The sequence below is a fragment of the Paenibacillus sp. FSL H3-0286 genome (assembly GCF_045040705.1).
Classification (GTDB): domain Bacteria; phylum Bacillota; class Bacilli; order Paenibacillales; family Paenibacillaceae; genus Paenibacillus_AQ; species Paenibacillus_AQ odorifer.
This window is the reverse complement of the sequence record NZ_CP150285.1, coordinates 3,612,964-3,639,323: the sequence shown is the minus strand read 5'-3', so window position 1 is coordinate 3,639,323 and position 26,360 is coordinate 3,612,964. Positions and strand designations below refer to the sequence as shown.

The following is a 26,360-nucleotide window of genomic DNA, read 5'->3' as shown; positions in this document are numbered from 1 at the left end:
GAATTATATAGCGAAAGTCAAAAAGACCTACTCATTGTTCTTATCCAGAACAATGAGTAGGTCCTTTATTTGCTATGAACACATATCATCTACTGGCAAGGAATTCATCAAGCTGTTTTTGCTTTTCAGCAATGACTTTATCTAGGCCGGCCGATTTTTGGGCGGCGATAAATTTCGGCAATTCTTTGTCCAGATCAACCGAGCCGGTCTCAAGCATCTTTTGATATTCTCTTAGAACGTTTGCTAGTGCTCCGACTTCGGATTTGACTGGCTCGCTGTCAAAGGTGAAGCCCAGTGCCGGCGATGATTTAGCGCCTTCGTTAAACTTTTTGAACTGCTCCCACTTGTCTGGAGCTTCCGAACTCCAGACATAGTTCAGGAATTGATTTCCCAGCTCCCAAGCGACGCCCGGTGCGTACTGTCCTGACTTCTCCGTCTGCGTCATAACATTACCATTAAGTGTAAAGTGTGTACCTTCAATACCGAAGTTAAGCAGATTAATAATTTCTTGATCTGTATGAAGCAGGTTTATCAGCATCATGGCGCGTTCCGGGTTCTTAGACGTTGATGAGATGGCTAACATGGCGCCGGTAGTCTCCGATGTGGCGACCGTTTTACCTGTTAAAGTAATTTGTGCAAGCTTGCCATCAAGTCCTGTCGCGGATGCGATTTCTTCTGCTTTGCCTGGCTTAAGAGGCTCTACAGTGGAAAATACATTGCCCGTCTTATAAGCATCAAGGGATGACGTTTGGGAAGTGGCCGCATCTTTGTTAAGATACCCCTTCTGGAAGAAATCACGGGTTACTTTTAATGCATTTAAGTATTGTGGATACTCTTCGGCCGGTTTGACTGTCGCTTCCGTGCCATTCTTATCGATAGCGCCAGGTATCGTCGTATCACCTAAAAAATCCAATTCCACAAAGGAGTGAGAGGCGAACGTGCCACCCGTTGTATACAGCGGATACATGGTTGGCTTCTTCTCTTTAACGATCTTATAAACGGCATCTAAATCTTCGATCTTTTGCACTTTACTCATGTCAATGCCGAGTTCATCGGCAATGTCCTTCCGGTAAACAATGCCCCCTGACGATGCCAATTCTTTATTCGTAGGGACTGCATAATTTTTGCCGCCGATTTTGGAGCCATCGAGAAAAGCTGGATCCAAGCTATCCTTAATGCCCTGGCCATACTGATCGAGCAAGGGACCGAGATCTAAGTAAGCACCTTTGGCAACGTTCTTTGCATACCCGTTCCATGAGGCTGTAAATAGAATGTCTACGGGCTCTCGAGAAGCGATGATGAGGTTAGTCTTATCATCCCATGCTCCCCAATCGATTGGTGCGATATCTACCGTCGCGTTGATTTTTTCGGTCAAGATCTTGTTCAGCGCTTCCTCGACGATAGCCTCGTCCGCCTGTGGAGCTCCTTCGTAGACCAGCTTTATTTTATAAGGCTCCAGCTTCGAGGGCTCATTGGATGTGTTATCGGTGGTTGAGTTCGCTGATGAGCTCGGTGCGGCGCTTTCTTTTCCGGCATTATCTGGTGTAGCGTTGTTCGAGTTGTTTGAATTGCCGCAAGCCGTAGTGGCTAATGCTGAAATAAGCATCAGTGTGAGAAGCAGTGAAGCCTTGCTTTTCGTATCCTTCATTTTCAAGTAATCCCCCCATAAAATAAAATGATATGCTAAACCATATACTGGTTTTAGCCGTTTCCGTGCCCACGTAAGTGATCGGCAATCTTAGCCTTTAACGGAGCCTACTGTCAGGCCTCTGATAAAGTATTTCTGGAAGAACGGGTAAGCAAATACGATAGGTCCAACACCTACAACCACCATCGCCATACGCACGGTTTCACTTGGGAAGTTGATCATTCCGCCAGCTCGGGTAATTTCAGCCATCGCGTTCGGGTTACTGGATAAGTACTGGATGTTGACCATCATCTTGTAAAGAAAGTACTGCACGGATATATTGTGGTTGTCTGTAATAAACATTAGGCTTAGGAACCAGTCGTTCCAGTATGTCAGTGTTTGGAACAGTGCAACGGTTGCCAGAACCGGCAGAGATAATGGCAATACAATTCGGATAAATATCCGTAGCTCCCCTGCCCCATCTATTTTTGCTGACTCCAGCACAGCTTCAGGTACGGTCTCCTTAAAGAAAGTGCGCATGATCAGTACCCAGAATGCGGACATGATCAGCGGCATGATCAGTGCCCAAAGTGTATCTTTTAATTCCAGCATCTGTACGTATACCAAGTACCAAGGGACTAAGCCGCCGGAAATCAGCATCGTTAGAAAAACAAAAAATGTAAAATACTTTGCCTGCGGAAAATTATTCCGTGAAATGGGGTACGCATACAGAGCTATTATGATGACACTTAGTATCGTACCTATCACCGTGACGGTTAGTGAGATTCCATAGGAATGAACGATTTGACTGATATCTTTCATTAGGAATCGATAGGCCGCCAGATTGAAATTTTCGGGCATAAATCGATATCCGTGTGTCATAACGGACTGCTCATCGGAGAACGATACCGAAAGAATCAGCAAAAGCGGTAGGATACAGAGCGCCGAATAGATGACAAAGAAGATGTTGATGAGGGTTGACGCCCATCCCGACAGCTGATTCTTTGGATTGGACCCAGATAAGGATTTACTCATTGTATTGGTCATAAGGGCTCCTCTCTTAGAACAGCGCGTTCTCGCGGTTAAAGCGGCGAACGACCCAATTAGATACAAAAACCAAGATGAAACCAACGACTGATTGGAACAGGCCTGCTGCTGAGGAAAGTCCGATATCCCCAACGGTCAGGAAGGTGCGGTAGACATAGGTATCGATAACGTTTGTCACAGGGAACAATGCCCCCGATTCACGTGGCACTTGGAAGAATAGACCAAAGTCGGCATTGAAGATCCGGCCAACCTGCAGCAAAGTCATAATCGTGAGGACAGGCATGATCAAGGGAATCGTGATTTTCTTGATCTGCTGCCACTTGTTTGCCCCATCAATTGTCGCGGCTTCGTAGTACTCCTCGTCGATACCAATGATTGCTGCCATGTACACAACCGTGTAGTACCCCATGTTTTTCCACGTGTTAATGATCGGCAAAACGATCGGCCACACTTCTTTCGTGAAGTACCAGCGTACGGAATCAAGACCAAGCGCCGGCAGCAACGTGCCGTTGAAGTATCCTCGCTCGTCGCTCATGAACCCATACACTAAGTACGAGATGACGATCATCGACAGGAAGTATGGCAGGAACATGATCGTTTGGTGTAGCTTCGAGAGGAAGCGGTTCTTCATCTCGTTAAGCATCAAGGCGAACCCTAGAGGAAGCGCCATGTTCAATACAATAAACAGCGAATTATAAAGCAATGTGTTGCGAATGATGATGTACGAATCCTTCGAGGCAAACAGATATTCGAAATTCTTCATCCCTGTCCATGGGCTTCCCAGGATTCCGTCCTGGTAATTGATTGTTTTAAAAGCAATAACGATCCCGAACAAAGGGATGTAGTTATTTATTACAAGCAGAACGATTCCCGGCAGCATCATTGCGTAGAACATCCAGTAAGTACGAAGATTCTTCACGATGGAAAAATTACGTACAGTACGTATTGGTTTCCTATTTGTAGGAAGCGGCATAGCTTTCAATAGAGTTGTTGCACTCCTTTCACTGTCTTACACACTCCCCACACCGTTGTTTAGGCGGTAATGGGGAGTTCAGGTTTTCACTATTGAGCCGTAACGTCAATTGTGACGTTACTTATTGAGGTTCTGTTCCCCACTGAAGAGCGCCTGCGATATAGCCAGTTGTATGGCTCCAATCGGTGTAAGTCGAATCGGTCGGATCGAAGGAGTAATCTCCCGTCTGCGTATAGTTCGTCCAATCGGTCTTGTTCATGCGGATCTGAAGCTCAATGCTGGCTCCAGCTGCTAAACTTCCGGCTCCGCTCGTAAAGCCGATTTCCAGATAATGATCAGCTCCTGTCAAAGGAGCCGGCAACTTGACGAAGGCGCCAGTTACGTTGCTACTGCCGACAGTGGACCAATCGCACCAGAAATTCTGGTCCTTCTCCCCATCGATCGTGTAATAATAATGAAGCTTCACGTCGGACAGATTGATGGCCGTGGTACCGGTGTTCTTCAGCTTTATCCGAGGGCTCAACGAATTGCTCGTTGCCGTAACAGGAGAATTGTACTGCTGCACTTTGATAGAACCACTTTCGGCAGTGGGGGTATCGACCACGGAGACCTCAAGATTCGCACTTGCTCCTGCGCTAAAGTTGAACGTCAGCGTCGTTGTTCCCACCGGTTGGGCAGCCAGATATGCCTTCTGAATCGTCACTGTCGTGCCTGATACGGTGTAGTCCGTACCAGCAACTAGGGCAGTCGTGCCATTATTAATGCCGATGAGTGTGTTATCGTTCAGCGTCAAGGTCACCGGAATGTCGGTCTGATTCGCGGTTTGCTTGTCAAAGGCAGCGGTCATCGGACTGATCGCCGAGTTAATAACCGACGAATCGTTCACAGCAACGGATAGCGTAGCAGATGAACCGGCGTTAAACAGGAAAGTGAGGTTCGCCTTGCCGATTGGCTGCTGCGCGAGATAGCTCTTGTGTAGAGTGACCGTGTTGCCCGAAACGGTATAGTCCGTGTCCACAACGAGAGATGTCGTACCGTTCTTAATGTCGGTGAGCGTGTTGCCGTTCAACGTTAGAGTCACCGGAATATCAGCTTGATTTGCTGTTTTCTTATCAAAGGCAGCAGTCGTTGGACTAATGGTCGAGTTACTGCTATTTCCGGTTGCGAATGCGGCAATGAATACCAACCCTGAATTCCAATAAACGGTATGTTCATTTGTAGTCCATTCTTGGAAGTTATCGGTATAGTTTTTGGCTGCAAATCTTGATATCTGGTTTCCTACGGTTATGTCGTTGGAGTATTTATTCGGTCCTCCGACAAGATATCCCTTAGGTACACCAGGTAATCCATCTGTTCTATACATGATGCTGAACGGATATTTCACGCTGTTATCGCCGTAACCTGATACAAAAGATACGCCTACCGGGTTCTGGCCAAGAATCCAGTCTAACTGACTATTGTTAATCTCATTAATGATAGCGCGGTTGCTCTCAAAAGTTCCCAGTAACTTCGTACCGATGATCATTTCCATCGGTGTGTCCGCAACCTGCATGGTGATTCCCCAATAGTAGTTACCATCTTTTATGATGCTTTTCCAAGGGCTATCGTTATATCTGCTCACTTTGTCATTGAACCATTGCTGGAATTTATCCGAATACCAGCTTAAGACTCCGGAGTCCGGATTAGCGGCTTTCAGATAACTGAAGAAGCCTGTATTCCAGGTGTTTGCCCAACCACTGGCGAAATCAAGGGTATCCTCAAAAAATATTCCCATATCGGTGTAATTCGCCAGGAAATAATCATTGTATTCGGCATCGCCGGTCGATCGGTACAGGGAGCCTGCAGCCCACAGACGATTCGAAGCGTCATCCGTCACATCGTAAGGCCATCTGCCCGTGTTAGGCGTCCGAATATTTTCCGGAGCTGCTTCCAGGTACCCCCATGCGTCTATTGCCGCATCCAAGCAACTTTGGGCAAAAGCCGGATCAATATTCTGATAAATTAAGTAGGCATGTGCCAATACACCGGCTGCGGTAGCTGTATCGGCGGTCGTTTTGATATCAGTCCGCGAGCTTACCGTATCCTTATCGATAATTTCTCTGTCTACCATATTGTCGTCATCCTGAAAGGTCACTCGCGCATAGAAACCGCCAGTTGCAGCATCCTGCATTTTGAGCATCCATTCCAGTTCCCACCTTGCCTCATCCAGGATGTCGGGAATGCCGTTTCCGCTCTCAGGAATATTAAATTGATTGTCTGTAAATTTCTCCGGCATCATTTCATAGGCCCAGAAGAGATCCGACAAGGCTTTGGCTCCTGCGTTAACGTACTTGCCTTTATCGCCCGCATCGTACCATCCCTTGGAAACATCTTTTTTGATGGAAGGGTTAGACATTAAAGGCACTGCGGTGTCAGGGGTAAAATCTGTTCTTTGATAATTTTGAGTGTATGGGCTGGTAATATTAATCCCGGTTCTCTGGTAATAGAAGTATCTTGTTACGTCATTTAAAAAGGGTTCATAGATTTCGTTAGCTTCGCCGATAGTGAACTTGGGCGAATTCTGAAGACCCTGCACTGAAACATAATATTTTCCCGGAATCGTTAAATTTGTGAAATCGGCGGTAAAAATACGCTCCCCGCTATCGATAGCATCATAATTTTTGGTGAGTACAAGCGTTCCGGAGTAAGCTGTCGAATTATTTGTGGCGTTAATAATGTTAAACGTAGTACCTGCATCGACCGTGAGCACATCCTCAAAACCGGTTACAAGCGCTTGCTTTACTCCATCTACGGGATACCCTAATTGATTGACCTTGATGGGGGCGTACTCTTTCTCCTTATCGGGAGACGTAACCCTAATGTCATTAAGCCACACTTTTAAAGGTTGAAAACCATTATTCTTGATGGATAATGCATCTATGGAAGATACATCAATTCCTTGGGAGACCTGAATTAGATCCTTTAACGGGATCTTCACATGGGTCCAACTTGTAGTAATGTTGACGTAGTTGTTAATGTTTACTGTAGTGGTAATTTCATTGCCGGCAGCTCTTTCGAATACCCGGTCTTTGAAGCCCAGTAAAAAGGACTCTCCGCCCGCATTTCCTTTGATATTAAACTCAAGGAATCCATTTGGATGATAAGAGGTAAAGTCATATGCTTTCCAGCCGGCAACCGTAATTAAAGCGTTGTACCAGGAAGGACTGGTAGGCGTCTTCGCATTCAACAATAATGAAGGCAATCCATTGTACATTGCTGTAGAATCAATGGGAAGCTTGCTGTTCTCCGTCTCCAATCCAAACCCGCTATCTCCTGCCCAGCCGTCGGATATATTACTGAATATTTGGTAATCTAGTAAGTCTCTCCACCCTGCAGGCGCTTCGGGGGTTGCCGCATTAGTCTTGATCGGATTTGAAAAAAAGATAGTCACAAACATAGTTAATGCCAGAAACACGCTTACTTTTTTCCTCATTACCTCTCCTCCTAAAAAGTTTTGTGAGCATAAACTGCTTCGCTCCGCTTCATACAAAAATCAGTTCGAAAGTTTACACTTAGTTAGTGAGAGTTACTCTATGATTAACTTCGTATACCATCACCTCTTTATTTGAAAACGCTTTCTAATAAAATCATTTTAATTCACGAAGTTAATCCTGTTATATAGAAGAAATAAAGGAACATAGAAGAAAACAAGCCACAATATTATGGCTTGTTTTCCATGTACCAATTATTTACTTCTCTCGTGATTACGTCGCCGCCATTCTTGTAAAATTGGGCTACGAACTCATCAAAGTAGGAGATCGGCTTCTCGCCATAAATGATGCTCAGATAACTCTCCGTTGCGAGTTTCTGCAGGAACACTCCGTGTTTCTCCATCCCGTCCGTTAAAGGTCCGTGGTATCGGTTTGGGATTTCGAGTCCCTGCTCGGCAATCGCCACCCCAGCCGCCGTAAGTTGAGCTGAATTTAAACCTTTAATAGCTTGTTCGATCGGCGTCGTCACTATGGCTTCCGAATTTTCAGATAATTTTCTGATTGCATCCGCATTCATATAAGGCAAGGCTGGAGCGCCACCTGTCAGCGGATAGAGCATCCAGCGCATATCCATTGAAGACCCGTCCGCAAGCGGCCACTTATCATTTGGCACGCCTTCAGTGGCGAAATTGACAGTAATGACTTTGTCGTTCATGATCACATAATCGTAACCTTCGTGAAACCCTTGTGCGAATCGGGGATCGAAGTACGGGTCATCCGGGCCGAAATTTTTGGCAAGCAACTTGTTATAATAAGCGAACCAGGCTTCCATATTCGCGAAATCCTTGCTGAACACCGTGTAGATACCGTACAACGGCTTTTGTGCCTTGCCCTTTAACCCATCCGGTCCGGCAGGAAGGGGGTAAGCCTGCCAAGCCGCTTCGGGATCGACCTTCACTGTATCGCCGAGCGGCCAGGCTCCCATCCAAAACGGGCCGAACATGACACCGGCAATTCCGTTAACCGCCAGTTCGGACGCTTGGCTCGGGTCCTGCATGCCTGCATCCCTGTCCATATAGCCCTTCGCCATCCAGGACGCCATCGTTTCCAGGTATTTCTTAGCATCCGGGTGTACGGCGCCAAAGATCAAGCTGCCCTTCTCGTCTTCATTCCAGAACAGTTTGATGTCAGACGTGCTAATCATCTGCCTAGAAAAAGCTCCGGCAATCGCATCTGTCTGCCCCATCCAGCTCCAGGGACCTTCCTTCAGCGGAACCGCTAGACCAACTTCGTCATCTTCGCCATTCCCATTAGGATCTTGTTCAGAAAATGCCTTCAGCACGTTCTCCAACTCACTTATCGTCGTAGGCGGGTTCAGCGACAGTTTCTCAAGCCAATCCTTACGGATCCACATGACCGTTCCCTCATCTCCTGCACTAAAACGGGGAAGTCCATATATCTTGCCGTCTTTGGTCACTTCTGCCATGGTATAAGCGTACTTCTCCAGCGCTTCTTTTAGCTTAGGATGAGCATACTTCTCGATGGCATCATCCAGCGGAAGCAACTTGTCGGCTTTGAGCAGATACTTCAGGATGTCTCCTTCAGCGCTAAGGGTGTCCGGCAGCTTGCCATTCACAGCCAGCGCGAGCCGAATTTTGGTATCTGCATCTTCGAACTTGCTGACAATCCAATCAAACTTCGTGACGATTCCCAGATTATCTTCCATCCAGCGGGTATGCACGTTGTCAGTAAGGCTCTCATCTGGCTTGAATGCGTTAGGCCGATTCTCGTCTACGATTCCTGTTGTGATCGTTATAGGCGGATCGTATTTAAAGTCCCATACCGGAGTCTTTTCCCCATTGGATGTACTGTTTTGTGCCGTTTTCCCTGTGCTACTTAAACAGCCGGAAACTAGCAGCACTCCGCTCAGAACTGCCCATAGAAAGATGGCCTTTCTTTTTTGTTTTTTCACCGGCCCAATCCCTCCATTCCCGATCGGTATCTATCCCTGAATTCCTGCGGCGTCACCTGATAATAGTCACGGAATTTCCGAATAAACCAGTTAGTATTGGGATAGCCAATGCTTTCACCAATATGGTAGATTTTATTATTTGTATGTTTGAGCATCTCGCAGGCTTTGAGCATACGCTGCTCGTAAATATATTGGGATACGGTAGTGCCTGTACACTGCTTAAAGATTTTTGACAGATGGTTAGGATGTACGAAGACGCGTTTGGCCAGCAAAGTAAGTGACAAGTCCTTGTCCAGCTCCTTCTGGATGTAGAGTTGCGTCTTCCGGACGATCACCTGGCTGTGGTCCTCGGTCTCCTCCCCTAGCTTATCGCGAAGTGTGCGTAGTAAGTCGAGCGCCCAGCTTTCCAGCTGCGACGCGTGCAGCATTGCTTTTCCTTTTACGAAAGCCGATTGCTCAGGAGTGAGCATTTGGGCCAGCGTCCTGCCACTGCGATTCGCGATATACTGGAAGGCATTGGAGAGAAAGAAAAAGACGTCGCGCATGAGGTAAGGTGAACCCGTATGCATAAGCGGTGACACGAACGCTCGGATCTTAACTTCCGCCGCTTCCCATTGCTCCGTTTCCAAAAGATGTGTCAGCAGAGGCGTTTCATAGAGCTTGCGCATAAGACGCGCTTCCTCTTCATTCCGCTCTGGCACCTGCCCATCCGAAAAACTGTCACTATCCAATCGTGATTTAGCTGTCATATAACTAGCTTGCAGTTCTTCCGGGAATAGACAGTCGGTTTCTCCTACAGAAATTTCACCTTTAAGCAAACGCTGTACTTCTTTCTTTAATCGCTCTATCCGCTCAAGCACCCATTCCGGTTCGGGTGGTGCTCCTGATAGGTCGTATACCAGAGCGAGCAGGTTTCCTTCATCATCCGCAGCCGACCAGCAGTCATAGCGGTCCATCAGCAATTCTTCCAGCATGTTTGTTACCGCGAACCGGATCAGTGACTGCGAATAGAGATCTTGTCCGTCGAAAGGGGAACCCAACCGAACAAGGCACATCGAGACATGACCTGGTATTGGAAGAGGGAGGTCAAACAGCTTTAACTTCTCCGCAAGCGCCTTGCCATTCAGATTTCCGCTGAGCACTTTGAGCAACAACCCTGCTTTCAGTTCTGCACTATTGTCTCGGTAGATACGGAAGCCCTGTTCGATTGATCGCTCCTGCTCAAGCTGCTTAATGATCCGGCCCATTGCCGTAAGTAGCTGCTCGTCCTTCGCGGGCTTCATCAGGTAATCGAGCGCTTGCAGCTCAATCGCTTTTCGGGCGTAATCGAAGTCCGCATAACCTGTGAGCAGCAGGCACTTCAGCCCTGGAATACGAAGCCTGGCCTGTTCGATCAGTTCCAAGCCGTTCATGCGTGGCATACGGATATCCGTCATAAGGATGTCAATGGGGAAGGAGTCTATCAGAGCAAGTGCCTCGCTCGCGCTGTAAGCCTTCCAAACGCGGGAGATACCAAGTGTCTCCCATGGAATCGTATCTGCCAGACTGTCCGCATAATGTTTCTCGTCATCAACTACAAGCAGGCTATTCAATGCTCTTCCTCCTTCGTTTCTTCTTTCATCCCCTGTCTCCAAATCAGCCTCACGTTTAGACCACCCAGTCTGGACGGGCAAAACTCAATTTGAGCGTCTGAACCGAAGTTGCCTTGCAGTCTTTGATATACGTTCCAAAGACCGCAGCCTGCATATTCGCTGGCCGGAATATGAAGCTCCATTTGCAGTTGGTCCATCCGTTCTTTATTTAATCCTTTTCCGTTATCCTCCACTTCCAAGTGCAATTGGTCTTCATTGACGTAAACTCTAATTTCAACCCGGCCTGGATATTCGACGTTCTCAAGTCCATGCACGATCGCATTCTCCACGATTGGTTGGATAAGAAGTCGGGGAATTCGCAGCTCCGCCAACTCTTCAGGCAGTTCGATGCTGTAGGACAGTGTCTCATTGCGAAGCCGTAGAATCTCGAGGTGAATGCGCACGAACGCCAGTTCTTCACCCAGGCTGACTCCTTGATTATCCATTCGCGTCGTATACCGGTAATAGTCGGCCAGATGATACGCCATGTCTATAACTGCCCGATTCTTTCCCATTTTGGTCATATTAATGATGAAACCCAAACAATTGTACAGAAAATGAGGATGGATCTGTGCTTGTAACTGTTTTAGCGTGGCATCGCGCGCAAGGATACGCGATTGTAGGACATTCTCGATGAGATCTTGGATCTGCGTCGCCATCTCGTTAAAGTTCTGCATCAGGAACGTGAATTCATTGTTTGATTTCTTCGGTAGCCGGTACGCGTAATCGCCTTCCTTAATCCGCTGCACCGCACGCACAAGTTGGAAGATAGGTCGATGTACGTTCCAGTACAAAGCAGACGCGGCGGTAATACAGGATAGGAGCAAAATAATCGAAGAAGCTCCAAATAATAACCTCTGTTGCTTGATAGGTCCGATAATCTGGTTAAGTGGAACAGAATCGACGAGATGCCACTCAAGAATATTGGAATAATAATAGGTAATCAGATAAGGCCTGCCGTCGAAGGAATGAATTAAAAAACTTGAATCCCGGCTATTGATCCTGTCGCCTAATTCCGCGATAATTTGGTCCATCTTGGGCCCATCTGCGGATCGGCTGGCGATGATGGCATGTCCTTCTTTGTAAAAAAACGGGTTGTCAGAGTGACCAGATTTGTAGGTATCAAGCAAATTTTCAAAGCTCCACTTGTAGAGGTTAATGCGAACGGCAACATCCAGATCGTCCGGACGGGCTGGTTTGTAACCCGTAGTGACATAAGTTCGAGTAAAACCGGAGCCAATTTCCAAATCTTCGCTGTAGCTCCACCCTAGCGAAAATCGGCTATCAAACTCTTTAAGGTCATATTCATAGGAGGGGGAAGAAGAAATACTATCGTCTCGTTGCGGGAAATAGACGGTCACGTCATTGCGCCAGTTGCCCGATGCGCTGGCCAGCGACAGCTTCTCTTGGATCAGCAGCCTTGTCTTCATTAGGGAATAATCGCTCATGTTGAGGTTGTAAAGGTATTCCAGCACGTTCGTGTCAACGAGCATAGGTGCGGAGACTAAGTCGAACTTCTCAATGCTGGCATCCAGTTGTGCCACGAAAAGCTCCATCCGGTTCAGGCTGGCTTTGATAAGCTCCTCCTGTATGACGTTGATGCTCTTAGAGGTAGAATAATAGTACAACGCCACGACCGGAGTTAGCAGAATCAGCAACAACACTAACATTTTCTGAAAAATATTAAATTTGATCCGCATGGGATTTCCATCCTTTTTTGTAATTACACCTCAACCTGTATTTTACAATGGATAGAAAGCGTTTTCTATACAAATTCTTTGCGTTTCAGCAAATTAAAATAACCTCATTCCCAATGAACTCTACTTAGGAATGAGGCTGTGTTAAAATTTGAAGGCATTATCAACCGTTATTTTAGGACTCCCCAAAAAGAATCTCCGCATTAAATATCTTGCGATCCTGCTATTTCCCATCAGTTTCATGCAGGCTAGCGAGAATTTTTTAACCCCTTTAGGAGATTTAACGGTCATGCTGATTATCAACTGTTGAGCAAAATGCACAAAACGAATTTCCCGATTACGAATGGGCTGCAAACGATCTAAACACTTGTATTCATGATTTGGCTCTAATTTTGATGCAACAATAAGTTCAGCAGCGACCAGCGCTGTTTCAAAAGCCAAGGACAATCCGATAGCTCCGAGTGGTGAGGAACAATGTGCAGAATCACCGATTAGAATACAACCCTTATTATGCCAATTGTCCACCATAAAAGTCTCTGATTGGATAGAAACAAACGATTTGAAATCAATGATCTTTTCAATGTCTTCTTTAAGCTCAGGAAAGGCCTTTATGAATTCAAGCTTTAATGGTTCGATGCCTTTGCTTTTTATGGAATTCCATTGGTCTTTCCTCATTGTGAAACCTATCTGCACACAATCAGAGGAATAAGGAAGCCCGATGAAGTTACTAAAATCAGACAATCTGAAAAGGAGTTTTTGATTTAGCTTGAACTCATTAGTCGATATTTTGCACCAGATTAAATCAAAATCTTCTTTTTTATACTTAAAAGAAAAATCGCTTGTCTTCCTAACCGTCGACATCCGTCCATCCGCTCCGACTACTAAAGAAGCATGGATCGCAGTCATTTGTCCATCTACTAAGGCGTTTACTCCGACTGTTCGATTTGCACTTTTAATAGTTGAAGTGACCTTTGCGTTAAAAATGAGCTCAAAATTACTAAAATCCTTTGCTAGATCATAAAGAAAAGTTAACAAGACGGATTGTTTTATTTTAATTGCGTAAGGTGCCTCCGGCATTTCTTTTTCATAATCAATTTGAGTGATATATTTCTTATTATTCCATATTTCAGCATTAAATAATTTTATATGCTCATACTTTTCAAGACGCTGTTCCAGATTCAACTCTTTCATGAGCCTTACAAATCGAGGCTGAAGAACTTCTCCTCTGAACTTGCGATTAAAGCTTGTTTGACTTTCCAGTACGGTAACTCTAATTCCGTTTTTGGCTAACAGCAGCCCTAGAAAGAGACCAGAAGGTCCACCACCAACAATGCAAATCTCCGTTTCTTTATTCATTCCTATCACTCTGTGGGTAAAGTAGCAGCCCGTTCAATTTTCACTACTGGAACCACCCTAGCCGATAATCTAAGAAAAAGAGAAATTAAAAAACCTAATAAAAGAATAGAACCTAATATAGTAAAGGATAACGAATAATTTTCTGTTTTTAGTAATTTCAAAGCTAATATCGGGCCTGTGCTAGCGCCTAGGAATAGAATAAATGCATTGAATGAAATCGCAGACCCTCTTGCATTTCCCCCTAATTGACTGACGATTGAGATGATAACGGGAGTTACCAGCGCGATACCAGCCACAAATACAACGCTCATTAGGACAAGAAGTGGCAGGTTCGTACTAAAACCTAGAGCAAGCAACCCAATTGCAGCTAAAGCTAAGCCTCCCCTTAGAACAGCGGCCATTCCAAGTTTTTGAGCAATTCTTCCGGAAAAGGGTGATAAAAGCATCCCCGCGATTCCAAATGCACGAATATAAAGGATATCCTGTGAGGAAAGACCAAACTTAGCTGAGCTTAAATAACTTCCCAAAACGGTGTACATGCCAACTAAAGTTAATAGAAGCATAAAGGTTATCGCAAAAGCCAAAAGCAATTGTGATTGTTTTAGCAGAATTGTCATTTGTTTAAACTTCCGCAGAACATTTTCTTTCGGTCTTTGCATTTCATCTTTAGGAAGGAACCTCATTACTATCACTGAAGTAATACCATACACAATTCCCAAAATAAAGAAAATAGCACGCCAGCCAAGAGCTTCGTTAACAATCCCACTAAAAACCTGGCCTACTATACCTGCCATTAACAGTCCTGAGCTTATAAATCCGACGGCTGTTAGTCTTTTATGAGGCGGGAACATCTCCCCTGCATACACTAGCGCAATAGGTGCAAAAGCAGCAGCCACTAGGCCTTGCACTCCTCTGAGCATAATAAGCCCGTAAAAACTATCCACAAATCCTAATGCAAGCGTAACTACGGTTAACCCAATAATGCTGGCTACTAAAAATACTTTACGTCCATATCTGTCTGAAAAAGGTCCATACAAAAGACAGCCCAGAGCATAACAAAGAGAAAATGAACTCCCAATCCAAGCCGCCTCACTCGAGCTAATCTGAAAGGCATGTGAAAATACTTCGGATAATGGAATTGTAATATACATGCTAGTTAAAATAACTAATCCACACCAAAATAAAATAATCGTCATTAATGAATAGTTCTTATTGTAATTCTGAACGTCTATCGTCTGATTCATAAAGTAAATATCCCCCGGTTTACTATTAATTTGCAACAGTGATGCCTTCCAAGACATGGATCAACAAATCGTTTATGTAATCCGCATCCGGAATTTGTTTATAGATGAGAATTTGAAAGTATATGGGACCATAAAGCAGATCTAAAGTTATATCCAGGTTGATTGCTGGTTTCAATTCTCCCATATCTATGGCTGCTTGGAGTAATTGTTTGGCTTCATTTCTTTTTGTCATTAAAAACAATACGTAAAAATCTTTCGCGATTTCTTCGCTCTCTGTAACTATAGTCAAAGTGGATTTCCCGATTTTGCTATTGAGGATACGAGCTAAAGCTTCAAGCTGTTGTTTGAAGTTATCCTGAATGGATTTATTACTATCAAATTCAAACTCTGATTCTACGGTCATTAGAAAAGCGTCCAGTACAAGACGCGCTTTATTTTCCCACCATCTATAGATTGTTGTTTTGCCTACTCCAGCTTGTGCTGCAATCGCCTCAATCGTTAAAGATGAATAACTGTTGGATTCTAACATTTCAAGTGTTGCAGTAAGAATCTCTTTTTTACTTCGAGGTTCTTTGTTTTTCACGTTCATATTCATTTCACCTCCTAGATGTTATTTAAGTTATTAAAAGGATGTAATTATAGAACGATACGTATCGTTTCATTTGTTACACTATCTTATATCATTTTCATAAAATTTAAAATAGTTAATTTGAAAATTATTATTTTCTGGATTTAGGCATGCGGTAGATGACGAAACATAACTTGCGCATACAAAAATTAACGCTTCGGAATGGTCCGAAGCGTTAGTTTTCGTGGATATTTGCAATTAAGGATTCGATGACTAGTCCAGATACATCATTCCACTGATGATGGCTAAAACTTGAGCTACATCTGTTATCGGTGCAATATCCTTTAAAATTCTTTCCTTTGTTGGATAGATTCTTTTATCCAATCATTTAAAACGGATGTACTAACAAAAATTTCATCTCCGATTTTAATAATGGGAAACAACACACCGGTATATGCACCTTGTGTTTTCAACATTGTTTCTTCTGTAGTAATAATCTTGCGCACTTGAGATTCAGTGATGTTTAAATATTTAGCAGTTTCTTTAAGTGTCATTAATGGTTTATTTGAATATTCATTGTTAATTGTTGGACTTATAGATGACTGACTGCCTTTGATGATAAAACAACCAGTAATGATTGCAATTCCTAAAATTATTGAACTAATAACGTTACTAAGATTTTTCATAGATATTCCCCCGCTTATTTAGTTCTTGTAATTTTTGCAGCTAATAAACTTCTTAATTTTATTTAGTTTGCTACCTTTAATAGAAACTTGTTCGTTTTTTCAATAAAGCACCATTTCTAATTCTTATTGTAATACATCAGGAAAAGATGAGTGTTGTACTTAGTTACATATTACTCCTCAATTTTATTCGACACACCACATATTTTCAGCTGCTCTCATTTTAAAGTGAAATAACTAAAACGTTCAGCAAATCATTAGACCCATGAAGATTGTGATAAAAGACAAGCAAAGGGAACGCGATCGTTACAAAGTTGCATCTGGAGAGAAGTGCCGCTTATCATACTTCCATCGTAAAACACTCTGGATTAAACGAAAAATGTGCATATTACTATTCATTGTTTCTTTTCTTTTAGATTCTATATTAGCATTTAATACTTTTAGTATAAGCAACTATTACAAGTCATCTTCATGAAATAATTACTTATCTCCTATTTTTATATTAATAATATATTTTTCTAAAAATTAAAAAAACTTATTGGTGTAAATGGTGCTAAACTTTGTTCTTTATTATTATAAAGAAGTTTTATTTCTGGTTGAAAAACTATATTCTCCTTTTTCTTAATAATATAATTACATTTAATTTCATAAACTTTCAGTTCTTTTAAAATTTTTTTATCAACTTTATTTCTGAATTCTTCCTTAATTTCTTCCTCTGCATATATATCTGGATTAACTTCTACAGTAACAATTTCAATAAAACTCTTTACTTCTTTCGGATAAATTAATTCTGCTTTTATATCACTAGTAATAATATGATTTGAATCTAATATCTTATACGAGTATGAATACTCTTTATTTAGTGCTGTTACATTTTTAGGGGATATCGGAGATTCCATTACGGAAATTCCATTTTCCTCACCAGAATAAAATTGTAAATATACTGGACTAATATTTTTTTTAAAGGTTTTACTTCTTAGTTTTATTTTGATTTTATCAAAACCCAATTTTTCTAAACCTAATATCCTATCAGAATTTAACCTTATAGAAAATCCTTCTACTAAAAAATTCTGGTCAGTCAATTCCCATTCTATATCGTCTGGGCTAAATTCAATTTCATCCTTTTTTTCATTGGATAAAGTTATTGTTATATCCGATTTATTTAATTTTTCAAAAGTATCTTTTTTTAAATTTGATGTTGATCCAAATAACAGCAATGACGAACCATTATTTTCTGAATGTTTTATATTGATCGTATATATCCCAACTGCTTGGTTGAATTCTAGCTTATTTAGTATATTACTAATGCTATTAGATTCACACCCAAATACTATTAATAGAAGAGCTACTTCAATCAAAAACATTATTTTTTTCAAATAGTGTCAATTCCCTTCCAGTTATACAGATATAAAAAAGGAGTGAATAGTATGTATCCACTCCTTTTTTACATTAACTAAACTCTTAAACTCTCAAACCTATTTCTGCTGTTATAACTCATCTTTAATATCAAATCTATAGAGCAACCTGCTGTAATGCGTAATATTGGTCATGTGCTTCAGTAAAAGCGCTGCCTGCATATTTAACACCTAACTTAGTAACATCATAAGTATACTGTTCTTGGTAATATCTTAAAATAATCCTACCTTTGTATCCTTTAGTAGTTGGGTACGAAATAGTCTGTGTCGTTGTGAATGCAGCACTTGAACCGATCGTTCCTGAAATATTGGTTTTTAAAAACGCTACGTCCACTCCACCACCACCCGTAACTGAAGCAGTGACAGTTGTGGTTACTCCTTTCGAAACTGAAACAGTACCAGGATAAGCAACGTAATCTGAGACTGGCTTAAATAAATTATAACTTATAGGCTTACTTACATTAGAAAGTGTGTATGTCGCTCTTGCCAAATAATTTGTTGCATCGGGTTCATTCGGCGTAATTGTTTCCAGTTCTGGTGTAAAGCTGCGCTTGGTTGAATAGTCACCGATATATGTTTCAATTGCACCTGGTTCATTTACAGTAATTGTATCCTGTTCGGATTTAAAGATACTCTCGGATGCATAGTCACCGATATAAGTTTCAGTTGCGCCGGCTTCATTTACAGTAATTGTATCCTGATATTCTGATGCTGCAAAAGCGGTTGTGCTTAGACCAAAACAAAAAAAGCATGCAAGCAGCATTGTAAAAACTTTTCTAGTTTTTTGTGTTCTTACAGCTCCACCCCTTTTTTTTAAACCACCTATCTTAGTACAGTTTTTTTCATATCGCATCAAAGTCACCCTTTCGAATTTATGGAATTTTTCGTTAAAATGTGTTATCCAAATAATAGTTATTTACATCATCAACAATTTAGTTTCAAAAAATATCACAAGAAAAAAGTAACAACAATTGTACTTATTAATAAATCAATATGACCACCCACCTTCATATGAATAAAATAAAGACATGTATATACTTTTAACATTAACGCTTAACATTTAAAGTGTATGGATAAATTACCATTTAAATCATTATTTTGTCAACAATAATTTAATAGATACCATTATTCTCTTAATTATTAATATAAAGTAAAAATCAACGGTTGATATAACGTGAAAATCGATCTATAATTTTAAGATACTATATTATACTGGGGGAACCTTTATGTCCTATACAAAATTGACTAATCGGGAATTAGAAATCATGCATATTTTATGGAAGGAACCCCACCCTCTTACCGCGACAAATATTTTTGAGAAAATCGAGGAGAAATTTAGTATATACAGCATACAAAACGCCTTACAATCGTTACTTACTAAAAATGCAATTGAAGTTGCAGCTTATACAAAGGTTTTTAAAACAACTGCAAGAAAGTACAGACCTATTATCACTACAAATGATTATGCAGTTATGCAATTTGCTCAATATTACTCAACGGATGATGCTCAAACTGGTATTACAGAATTAATCTCAACATTATTTAAGTTCGAGGATGAAAATATTGATATACACACGATTGATAGATTAGAAAAGTTAATAAAAGCGAAAAAAACAGAGCTTGAACAAACGAAACTGACGCAAAAAAATGGGGAGGTCGATAGATGATAACCATTTGGAGTATACAAACTACTCTATTAGTAAGTAGTTTGTTTATTTGCTTATATTGCCTTATAACTAAAAAATCATCTACTATTAGTAAAGTTGGTGTTCCGGTTTTATCCCTATTGCTGTTACTTATTACAATCAGATTACTTGTTCCAATAGAAGTACCTTTTGCTCATACTATCGAATTACCAAAATTCCTACCCATAATAAATGATTTTTTTAATTTTTCTATTTATTCATTCAGCGATCAAATAAAGATTAACTTATATCTTTTTTTGGGTGTTATTTGGTTATCGGGAACACTCATAAGTATTAGTCGGATTTTTCAAAGATACTCTAATTTGTGTAAATTAATAATGACGTGTTCTATCAAGAAAAATATAAACTCTGAACTTTTAAGTGTCCTCCAGAAGGAAATTAAAATACCTAAAAATTTAAAGTTAATTGAAACCTCATTGACTTCAGTTCCCATGATGTATGGTTTTTTTAGACCCACAATTGTTTTTCCAGTACATAATTTTACTGATCAAGAGGAATATTTTATTATTCGGCATGAATTGCATCACTATTTTAATAAAGATAATTGGATTAAAACTATCATTGAACTGTTATGTGCTTTTTATTGGTGGAATCCTTTTGTATATCAATTGCGTAACCAAGTGGATAGAATTTTGGAAATAAAAAATGATCTTACCATAACAAAAAATTGGGAGGAATATAAACGGCTTAATTACCTCGAATTTCTTGTGAATACCTATAAAAACTCTATAAAATCTAAATATATGCCCTTTACTATGGACCTTATTGATAAAAACAGATCTACTTTCATGAACCGCTTTGAGCTACTGTTATCAAACAATAAACCTAAAGAATCATGGTTAAGGTTTTCAACCACGAGTATATTAGCCTTATCATGCTTTGTGTCTACATTATTTCTTGTTGTACAACCACGATATTCTTTTCCAGATAATTACGCTAGCACAGCTATTGATATAACGCCTGATACAGCTTACATAATAAAAAACAAGGATGGTACTTTTGATATTTATCTCAATAAATTAGGTTATTTCACTACCATACAAGAGATTAATCCGTTTTACGATAAGTTACCTATCATAAAAATGAAAGAGGACGATATTAAATGAAGAACCAGAAGATTTTCAAGAGGATCATTAGAAGTATTATAATCATTGCTTTTTTTAGTAATTTTTTGAGTGTACATATAGAAGCTAGTTCATATACAACACCACTCGAACAAAGTGACTTTAAAATATTTGCAGACGTACTGGAAAATAAGATAGTACTTATTGACGGTAAATGGTATGAAATCGTATTTAATAGAACTACGGGGAAGATCATTAGTAAAAAAGAAATTAAGCGGAATTAGATTATCTGCACGAATATAATTTTCTGAAAAATGATAAATGAGCTAAAAAAACCTTAAGATGCACGAGCTACCAAAGTCAAAAATTAAAGCGAGACCGTACTTCAATATAGAGAGTACAGTCTCGCTTTTTCAATATAAATTAAGATCATGGATAAACAATACCTAGCAATTTCACAGAAAAGTGTGGCTACACTAGCTGCGCGGCTCGGGTAATTTATCCACTAGAATTGTAAGGTCAACAGCATCGGATAGTTCAGAGTATATTTTTGCTCCGTTGTATAGGAGTCACATTCATCATTAGTGATATTCGCTTCGAAGAAGTTATCGTACTCTATGACTGTAGCATCCAAGTAAGAAGTAACCTCAGCATCACAATAAATTCACTAGTAACACTGCCTCCATCCAAAGACTCGACCAAAGGGCTGGTTCGTCCAACCCAACGATCCTTAATAACAGAAATAAGTGGCTGAATAGCGTCCTGTGATTAGTGTGATAAATGCTATTCTTCCATGTTTACCACTCCTTACTTCAAAAGATATTTATTAATAATTGTAGCTGTTAATGGATACATGTGAAAGGAAACAACATTTTTAATTATTAGATCTTTCGCCACCTATTAATAAACACTTTGTAAGCAAAAAAGGCTAGAGCCAAGTGAACTTGGCTCCAGCTCTTTTGTGGTGCTTACAATTCCATTACTCTGTAAATTAAAGCAGCGGCTTCCGCACGTGTGGTCAGGCTCAGTGGTCTGAAGGTACCGTCGGTATAACCGTTGACAATTCCTGTCTCCCGCAGGTACTCAACCGCATCCATCGCGTAAGAACCGATTTGATTCTCATCGGCAAAAGTTGCTGCCTTGCCGGAGATATCCGACTGGAGAGCAGTTAAGCTCAGAGCGCGAAACAGAATAACAACCATTTCTTGGCGGGAAATAGGTTCTTTTGCGGCAAATACGCCTTCGCTACGTCCGTTAACAAGCTTTAGCGCCTGAGCTGTTGAGACAGCTTGGTAATACCAAGCATTTGAACTCACATCTTTGAAAGTACTGCTACTCTCGGCTTGAAGTTCTAGCGCTGATACTATCAGCTGAACAAATTCCGCTCTTGTAATTTGCCGGGCAGGCTCGAATTTGCCCCCACCTGTGCCATGAATAAGATCACGGGAAGCCAAAGCTTCCAAGATGACTGTGGAGCCTGAATCAACATCAGAGAAGTGGATATTTGCATTAGCTGCAGCATAGAGTCCAAAATCACTTGATGTAAACGTAATTTTTCCAGTACCTGATACGTATTTGGAGTTTTTGACCACTTTGGCCACTCCCTCTCCGGTAACAGAGTAGACGATGGCTTGATGTGGGACTTCATCAGGGTTTAATTCATATCCAAATGATACCTTCATTGCCGCAGAAGGGCTTAATGTTTCTTTGGACTTACCGTCTACCGTCATTGAGATCCGGAACAAAGCATGTGTTTTCCATTTCTCTTGTAAGGCAACTGGAAGGGTTGACGCATCAACAAAATGGATAGATAGCTCCAACTGCCGGGCACCCTCTGGAATATTCTCACCTAAAGTGTCAATTGGAAGTGTTATTGTGGCTGCACCTGCTTTTACAGTTAGGGAAGTAACATTATCTTTTAGTTCGGGAACTGGCACTTGAAAAGCCACACCACTGGCAGTCGCATCCTCTTCAGCAAGCTCAAGTACTAAAGCTCCATCTTGCACTCCCTTCATCACTTTTTGGAGTTCTCCAGTGAAAAGCTGTGCAATTTTCATTCCTTCAGCACCGGGTGAACCCTGAATGCGAATACGGCCCGCTGAAATTATATTCACTGGACTAACTATTTTTCCTCCACTACTCTCATTTGTGTTGCTATTATTGCTGCCGGACGAATTGCCGGGCGTATCTGTTCCCCCACCTTCTTCACTCCGCACTACATTCAAAGTGTAGGTCTTAGTTGTTATGCCGTTCGCAGCGGTAACTTTAACATCGATTCTGTTATCTCCTACCTTAAGCTCACTTCCGCCTGTTACCGTCAATTTGGCTTCTGCATCAGAAGGTGTCCCAGTTACAGCCACCGCTGTCTTGGAAAAGGGCACATTTATTGTATAGGTCAGTTTCTTACGGTCAAACCCAGGGATGTCTGTACCGTCCATACTCAAAACGCTCAAATCGGCATTATCACTCAGTGGGGTCTCTTCTTCACCTTCTACGTTCATAAACTGGAAGGTGCGGAAAAGTGAGGCGTCCTTCGCAGCGCCAATGCCTGATCCCCATTCAATATATCCTTTTCGACCCGCGCCATCATTATCGTTAACCAGCATGGAGAAGCTTAAGATATCGCTCGCCGCTGGACGGATCGGGCTTATTTCGCTCCAAGGTAGTGCCAGTGCATATGATGTAACCTTGGTCGCCTCATCTCTGGTCACACTTAAAGTTCCCTTAGTCAACACTCCGGTAGCTGCACCTTTCATAGACAGCCAACGATATATTTGCGGCCCCTCTGGGGTTTGCGAGATTCCGTATTCATACCAGGATTGACTATCGCCCGGTACACCGGGAGCAAGACTGAACTGAATACTGTCATTTTGCCAAATATTAATCCCGGCGGCATTATGGCTGAATACATCATCGCGGATATCGGCGGTCAAATAAATGTGTTCTTCATCCCAGCGTAGTTGCGCTGTTCCACTAAGATCATCCGCACCCTTATATCCGTTGAGCAAAGGGGTTCCGTCCGCAAGATCAATCAGAGCTGGACTTCGTGTATCGGACTGATGCTGCATCCGGTTAATATCTATGTTTTGCTTGAGGTGAACTGTCTCATAACCTTCAAGGTCAACTGTCAACTCAAGAGGATATTTAACCCCTTCAGAGAATCCCGGCAGTGGAATTGAATAAGTAAATCCACTATTTGGGGCAATTTCAGACAATTGCGATTCACTACCGCTGATCTGACCAGTCTCTTCCCCTAGGGTCCAGGAAATCTTTTTAATTCTCAGAGGATCCACACTGGAACTGTTCGTAAATTGAAGTTGTAGCGACATGCCGCCGTTATTACCATCTGTAATATGAGGAGCAATTTTTAAACCTTGAAAATATAGTCGCAGATCATCTACAGGGGCTTCTGGAAGCGTAGCAGGATCAAGTCCGGGTCCATTATAAGCTCCAATATTCGGTGGAGTTGCTGCTGAAACGGGATTGCCCCAGTAGTCCCGCCCACCGTTGTCTGCAATGACAGCACCGGCCCCAAGTGCAGGAGACCCCTCTCTCAGCTTGTAACCGTCCACTGTATTCCAGCCCATTCCGGCGGTGCCCTGAGCAACTAAGAGTGGATTTGCTGTGATAGGATTGGTATTTTCCGGCTCGCTTACTGGATGGTTGCCATATAATAGATTATGGTCGAAGCTACCGTTCACCCCTGGCAGATTATAACCTCCTTGACCAAGGTTGTAGACCAGATTGTTCCTAAAAGAATATGGAGCGTTAATATTTCCTGCGTCATCCCATTCATGATCGATAATTTTGGTGTTTTGCCCAGCTCCGATATAGATAGTATTGTTATAGATTTGTGTATCTGGCGTAACCCCGCCTGCAAAATTAAACGTATGCGTTAGATCATTCTGGCTGATGTTGTATCTGACTACATTGTTAGAGGAGCCTGTCAGCACGCCTGGAGTCAAACGGGCATCGACAAAAAGCATGAATCCGCCTTTGTTGCCATGGCTGTAATTATATTGAACCACACTGTCCATCGTATCGATATCCAGATTGAAGCCTTGACCATCTCCCTCTGGTTTGTTCGTGTTAAAAGACTCATTGAACTGGACGATATTATTCTTGCCGCGAGTCGGCCAAATTGCGGCAGATCCGTTAAACTCGCCTTCTTCGGAATAATTTCCGCCTTCCTCCGCTATGTTATGCTCAATCACCGCTCCATCCGCACCGAAGGTGAGAATACCGTCGCTGTCGGCTTGTTTGACATAATTTCCACGGATCGTAACATTGACCGTAGCATAGTCTGCTCCGTTAAAACGCTGATCCCATACCACAATACCGGTCCGGCCTATCCGTTCCACTGTATTGCCCTCGATCCATACCCCATCGAACTTGTCCGTGCCCGTCGTTCCGCCCACATATACGGAGATACCTCCAAACGCATGTGGGCCACCTTCGGCTCCGGAAACCGTTGGATAACGGAAACTGCTTGATACATCATGGACATAGTTATCCTGAATGCGGATATTACTTAATGTTCCTCCATTTGCGTTCTCCACCATAATACCTTCCCGGTAAACACTTCCCCTCTCGGAAGCATAATTAGTGACCTCAAGATCCCGAATCACCCAGTTCGAAGCGTTACGTAGGTATACAGCTGCTCCGGCCATGCCTCCACCGTTGATAATCGGTTTGCTTCCACTCCCATAGGCAGATATTGTAATCGGTTCTTCATCTGTGCCGCTGCCCTTAGGATATAATTGTTCGTTCCAGATTCCACCCTTCTTTAACAAAATACGATCCCCAGCTTCAAAGGTAGTCTGATTCACTACAGAGAAGGTCTTCCAGGCAGTCTCCGGTGTTTTTCCATCGTTGTTGTCGCTGCCTGCAAATGAATCCACATAATATTCTCCGTCTCCACCGCTGCTCCCTCCATCTCCAGGCAAGCGGTTGGATAAAGTGACCGATCCTAGTTGCATCAGCCAGGGTGCGGAATCACCGCTAAGCTCGATTTTTAAATAATGAATGCCGGAAGGTATCCCTTGTGCCGGAGTATAATTCGTCCCAGTCCAAGCCGCATCACCAGTGGCCTGTGGAGGTTCATGAACAGCAGAAAGTTCTGTCCAAGTGGATGCATCCGCCGAACCATAGAACTTGATAGTCCCGCTAGACCCGGCAAAGGAATGCATGCGGGCTGTGAAATGTTGCAGATTATGCAAATGGTACACGAGTGATTCTGCTGAGTCTGCTGTTCTCACCGCACGAGAATGATCTCCACCAAAAAAAGCGGGATTGCTTGTATCTAAAGACCAATTTGTACTGTGTGCATAAAGCTGTGCGATGTCGTCAAGCTCATCAACAATCGTTTTTGGTGCAAGCGACACATTGGAGAGCGTAAGGTGCCCAAGCTGCATCAGCCAGGTATCGAGGTCACCACTGACTTCAATTTTGAGATAATTGACACCATCCGGCAGCGCCCCCGAGGGTGTATATACTGTTCCGTACCAGCCAGAACCGGTTGCGGTGGGACTGTCGTTGATGGCTGGAAGCTCCGTCCAGATATCTGCATCTGGCGATCCGTAGAACTTGATAACAGCCGTGGAACCAGAGAAATAATATGCATGAAGCGTAAACGACTGAACTCCAGTCAAAGTGTAAATGGCATAGCCAGTCTCCGTGGAGGTTCTGACCAGCCGGGCTGCATCTCCTTCGAAAAACTGAGGATTACTACTGTCAATTAGCCAGTTCTCGGACCTGTGTTCCGCTGCCGGTAGGGTTGAGAAATCATCGGCATTCGTCTCTTCAGCATGGGCAGAAACGCCCATTACAGGAAGCACCGCTGTGAAGATCAGCACCATTATAAGCAGTGATTTTGCGAGTTTTTTGAACATTATTGTATTATTCCCC

Annotated in this window: 16 protein-coding genes; 2 read left to right on the top strand and 14 right to left on the bottom strand. The window is 42.4% G+C overall.

All coding sequences use genetic code 11. From position 1 onward, the window contains the following. Positions 1-85: 85 nt before the first annotated feature. The 13 genes from MHB37_RS16375 to MHB37_RS16315 form a co-directional block, all read right to left on the bottom strand. Positions 86-1,648 carry an ABC transporter substrate-binding protein gene (locus MHB37_RS16375; protein WP_076130604.1) on the bottom strand — a complete coding sequence of 521 codons (1,563 nt, stop codon included), beginning with the start codon at positions 1,646-1,648 and terminating at the stop codon, positions 86-88. Between the two features lie 90 nt (positions 1,649-1,738). Then, positions 1,739-2,674, bottom strand: a complete 936-nt coding sequence (locus tag MHB37_RS16370) for a carbohydrate ABC transporter permease (protein WP_081383287.1) — start codon at positions 2,672-2,674, stop codon at positions 1,739-1,741. Positions 2,675-2,687: 13 nt separating this feature from the next. After that, positions 2,688-3,593, bottom strand: a complete 906-nt coding sequence (locus tag MHB37_RS16365; RefSeq protein ID WP_305953568.1) for a sugar ABC transporter permease — start codon at positions 3,591-3,593, stop codon at positions 2,688-2,690. Between the two features lie 175 nt (positions 3,594-3,768). Continuing rightward, on the bottom strand, positions 3,769-7,119 hold the full coding sequence (locus MHB37_RS16360; protein WP_405168254.1) for a glycoside hydrolase family 9 protein: 3,351 nt from the start codon (positions 7,117-7,119) through the stop codon (positions 3,769-3,771). 227 nt (positions 7,120-7,346) lie between these two features. Continuing rightward, positions 7,347-9,089 (bottom strand): hypothetical protein, encoded by a 1,743-nt coding sequence (locus MHB37_RS16355; RefSeq protein WP_405168253.1) that lies wholly within the window; start codon positions 9,087-9,089, stop codon positions 7,347-7,349. Then, positions 9,086-10,723 carry a response regulator gene (locus MHB37_RS16350; protein ID WP_405168252.1) on the bottom strand — a complete coding sequence of 546 codons (1,638 nt, stop codon included), beginning with the start codon at positions 10,721-10,723 and terminating at the stop codon, positions 9,086-9,088. The genes MHB37_RS16355 and MHB37_RS16350 overlap by 4 nt, the downstream gene beginning before the upstream one ends. Then, complete coding sequence (locus MHB37_RS16345; RefSeq protein ID WP_405168251.1) at positions 10,678-12,420, bottom strand: histidine kinase; 1,743 nt, start codon at positions 12,418-12,420, stop codon at positions 10,678-10,680. The genes MHB37_RS16350 and MHB37_RS16345 overlap by 46 nt, the downstream gene beginning before the upstream one ends. Before the next feature lie 141 nt (positions 12,421-12,561). Next, positions 12,562-13,773: an FAD-dependent monooxygenase gene (locus MHB37_RS16340; RefSeq protein ID WP_405168250.1), complete on the bottom strand. Its 1,212-nt coding sequence runs from the start codon at positions 13,771-13,773 to the stop codon at positions 12,562-12,564. Between the two features lie 5 nt (positions 13,774-13,778). Further along, positions 13,779-15,053, bottom strand: coding sequence for an MFS transporter (locus MHB37_RS16335; protein ID WP_405168249.1), 1,275 nt, complete (start codon positions 15,051-15,053; stop codon positions 13,779-13,781). Next, positions 15,043-15,612, bottom strand: coding sequence for a TetR/AcrR family transcriptional regulator (locus MHB37_RS16330; protein WP_081383283.1), 570 nt, complete (start codon positions 15,610-15,612; stop codon positions 15,043-15,045). Before MHB37_RS16330 ends, MHB37_RS16335 begins: the two co-directional genes overlap by 11 nt. 317 nt (positions 15,613-15,929) lie before the next feature. Continuing rightward, positions 15,930-16,271, bottom strand: coding sequence for a helix-turn-helix domain-containing protein (locus MHB37_RS16325; protein ID WP_036677218.1), 342 nt, complete (start codon positions 16,269-16,271; stop codon positions 15,930-15,932). A 515-nt stretch (positions 16,272-16,786) separates the two neighbouring features. After that, positions 16,787-17,644, bottom strand: coding sequence for a hypothetical protein (locus tag MHB37_RS16320; RefSeq protein WP_339167805.1), 858 nt, complete (start codon positions 17,642-17,644; stop codon positions 16,787-16,789). Between the two features lie 136 nt (positions 17,645-17,780). Next, a complete protein-coding gene (locus tag MHB37_RS16315; protein ID WP_076130950.1) occupies positions 17,781-18,536 on the bottom strand; it encodes a hypothetical protein in 756 nt (251 codons plus the stop codon). Positions 18,537-18,909: 373 nt separating this feature from the next. Between MHB37_RS16315 and MHB37_RS16310 the strand changes: the two genes are divergently transcribed. Further along, entirely contained in the window at positions 18,910-19,350 is a 441-nt protein-coding gene (locus MHB37_RS16310) for a BlaI/MecI/CopY family transcriptional regulator (RefSeq protein WP_036677226.1), read from the top strand. Further along, complete coding sequence (locus MHB37_RS16305) at positions 19,347-20,495, top strand: M56 family metallopeptidase (RefSeq protein WP_405168248.1); 1,149 nt, start codon at positions 19,347-19,349, stop codon at positions 20,493-20,495. The genes MHB37_RS16310 and MHB37_RS16305 overlap by 4 nt, the downstream gene beginning before the upstream one ends. A gap of 926 nt (positions 20,496-21,421) precedes the next feature. Here MHB37_RS16305 and MHB37_RS16300 read toward each other — a convergent pair. Next, entirely contained in the window at positions 21,422-26,344 is a 4,923-nt protein-coding gene (locus tag MHB37_RS16300; protein ID WP_405168247.1) for an S-layer homology domain-containing protein, read from the bottom strand. Positions 26,345-26,360 lie beyond the last annotated feature (16 nt).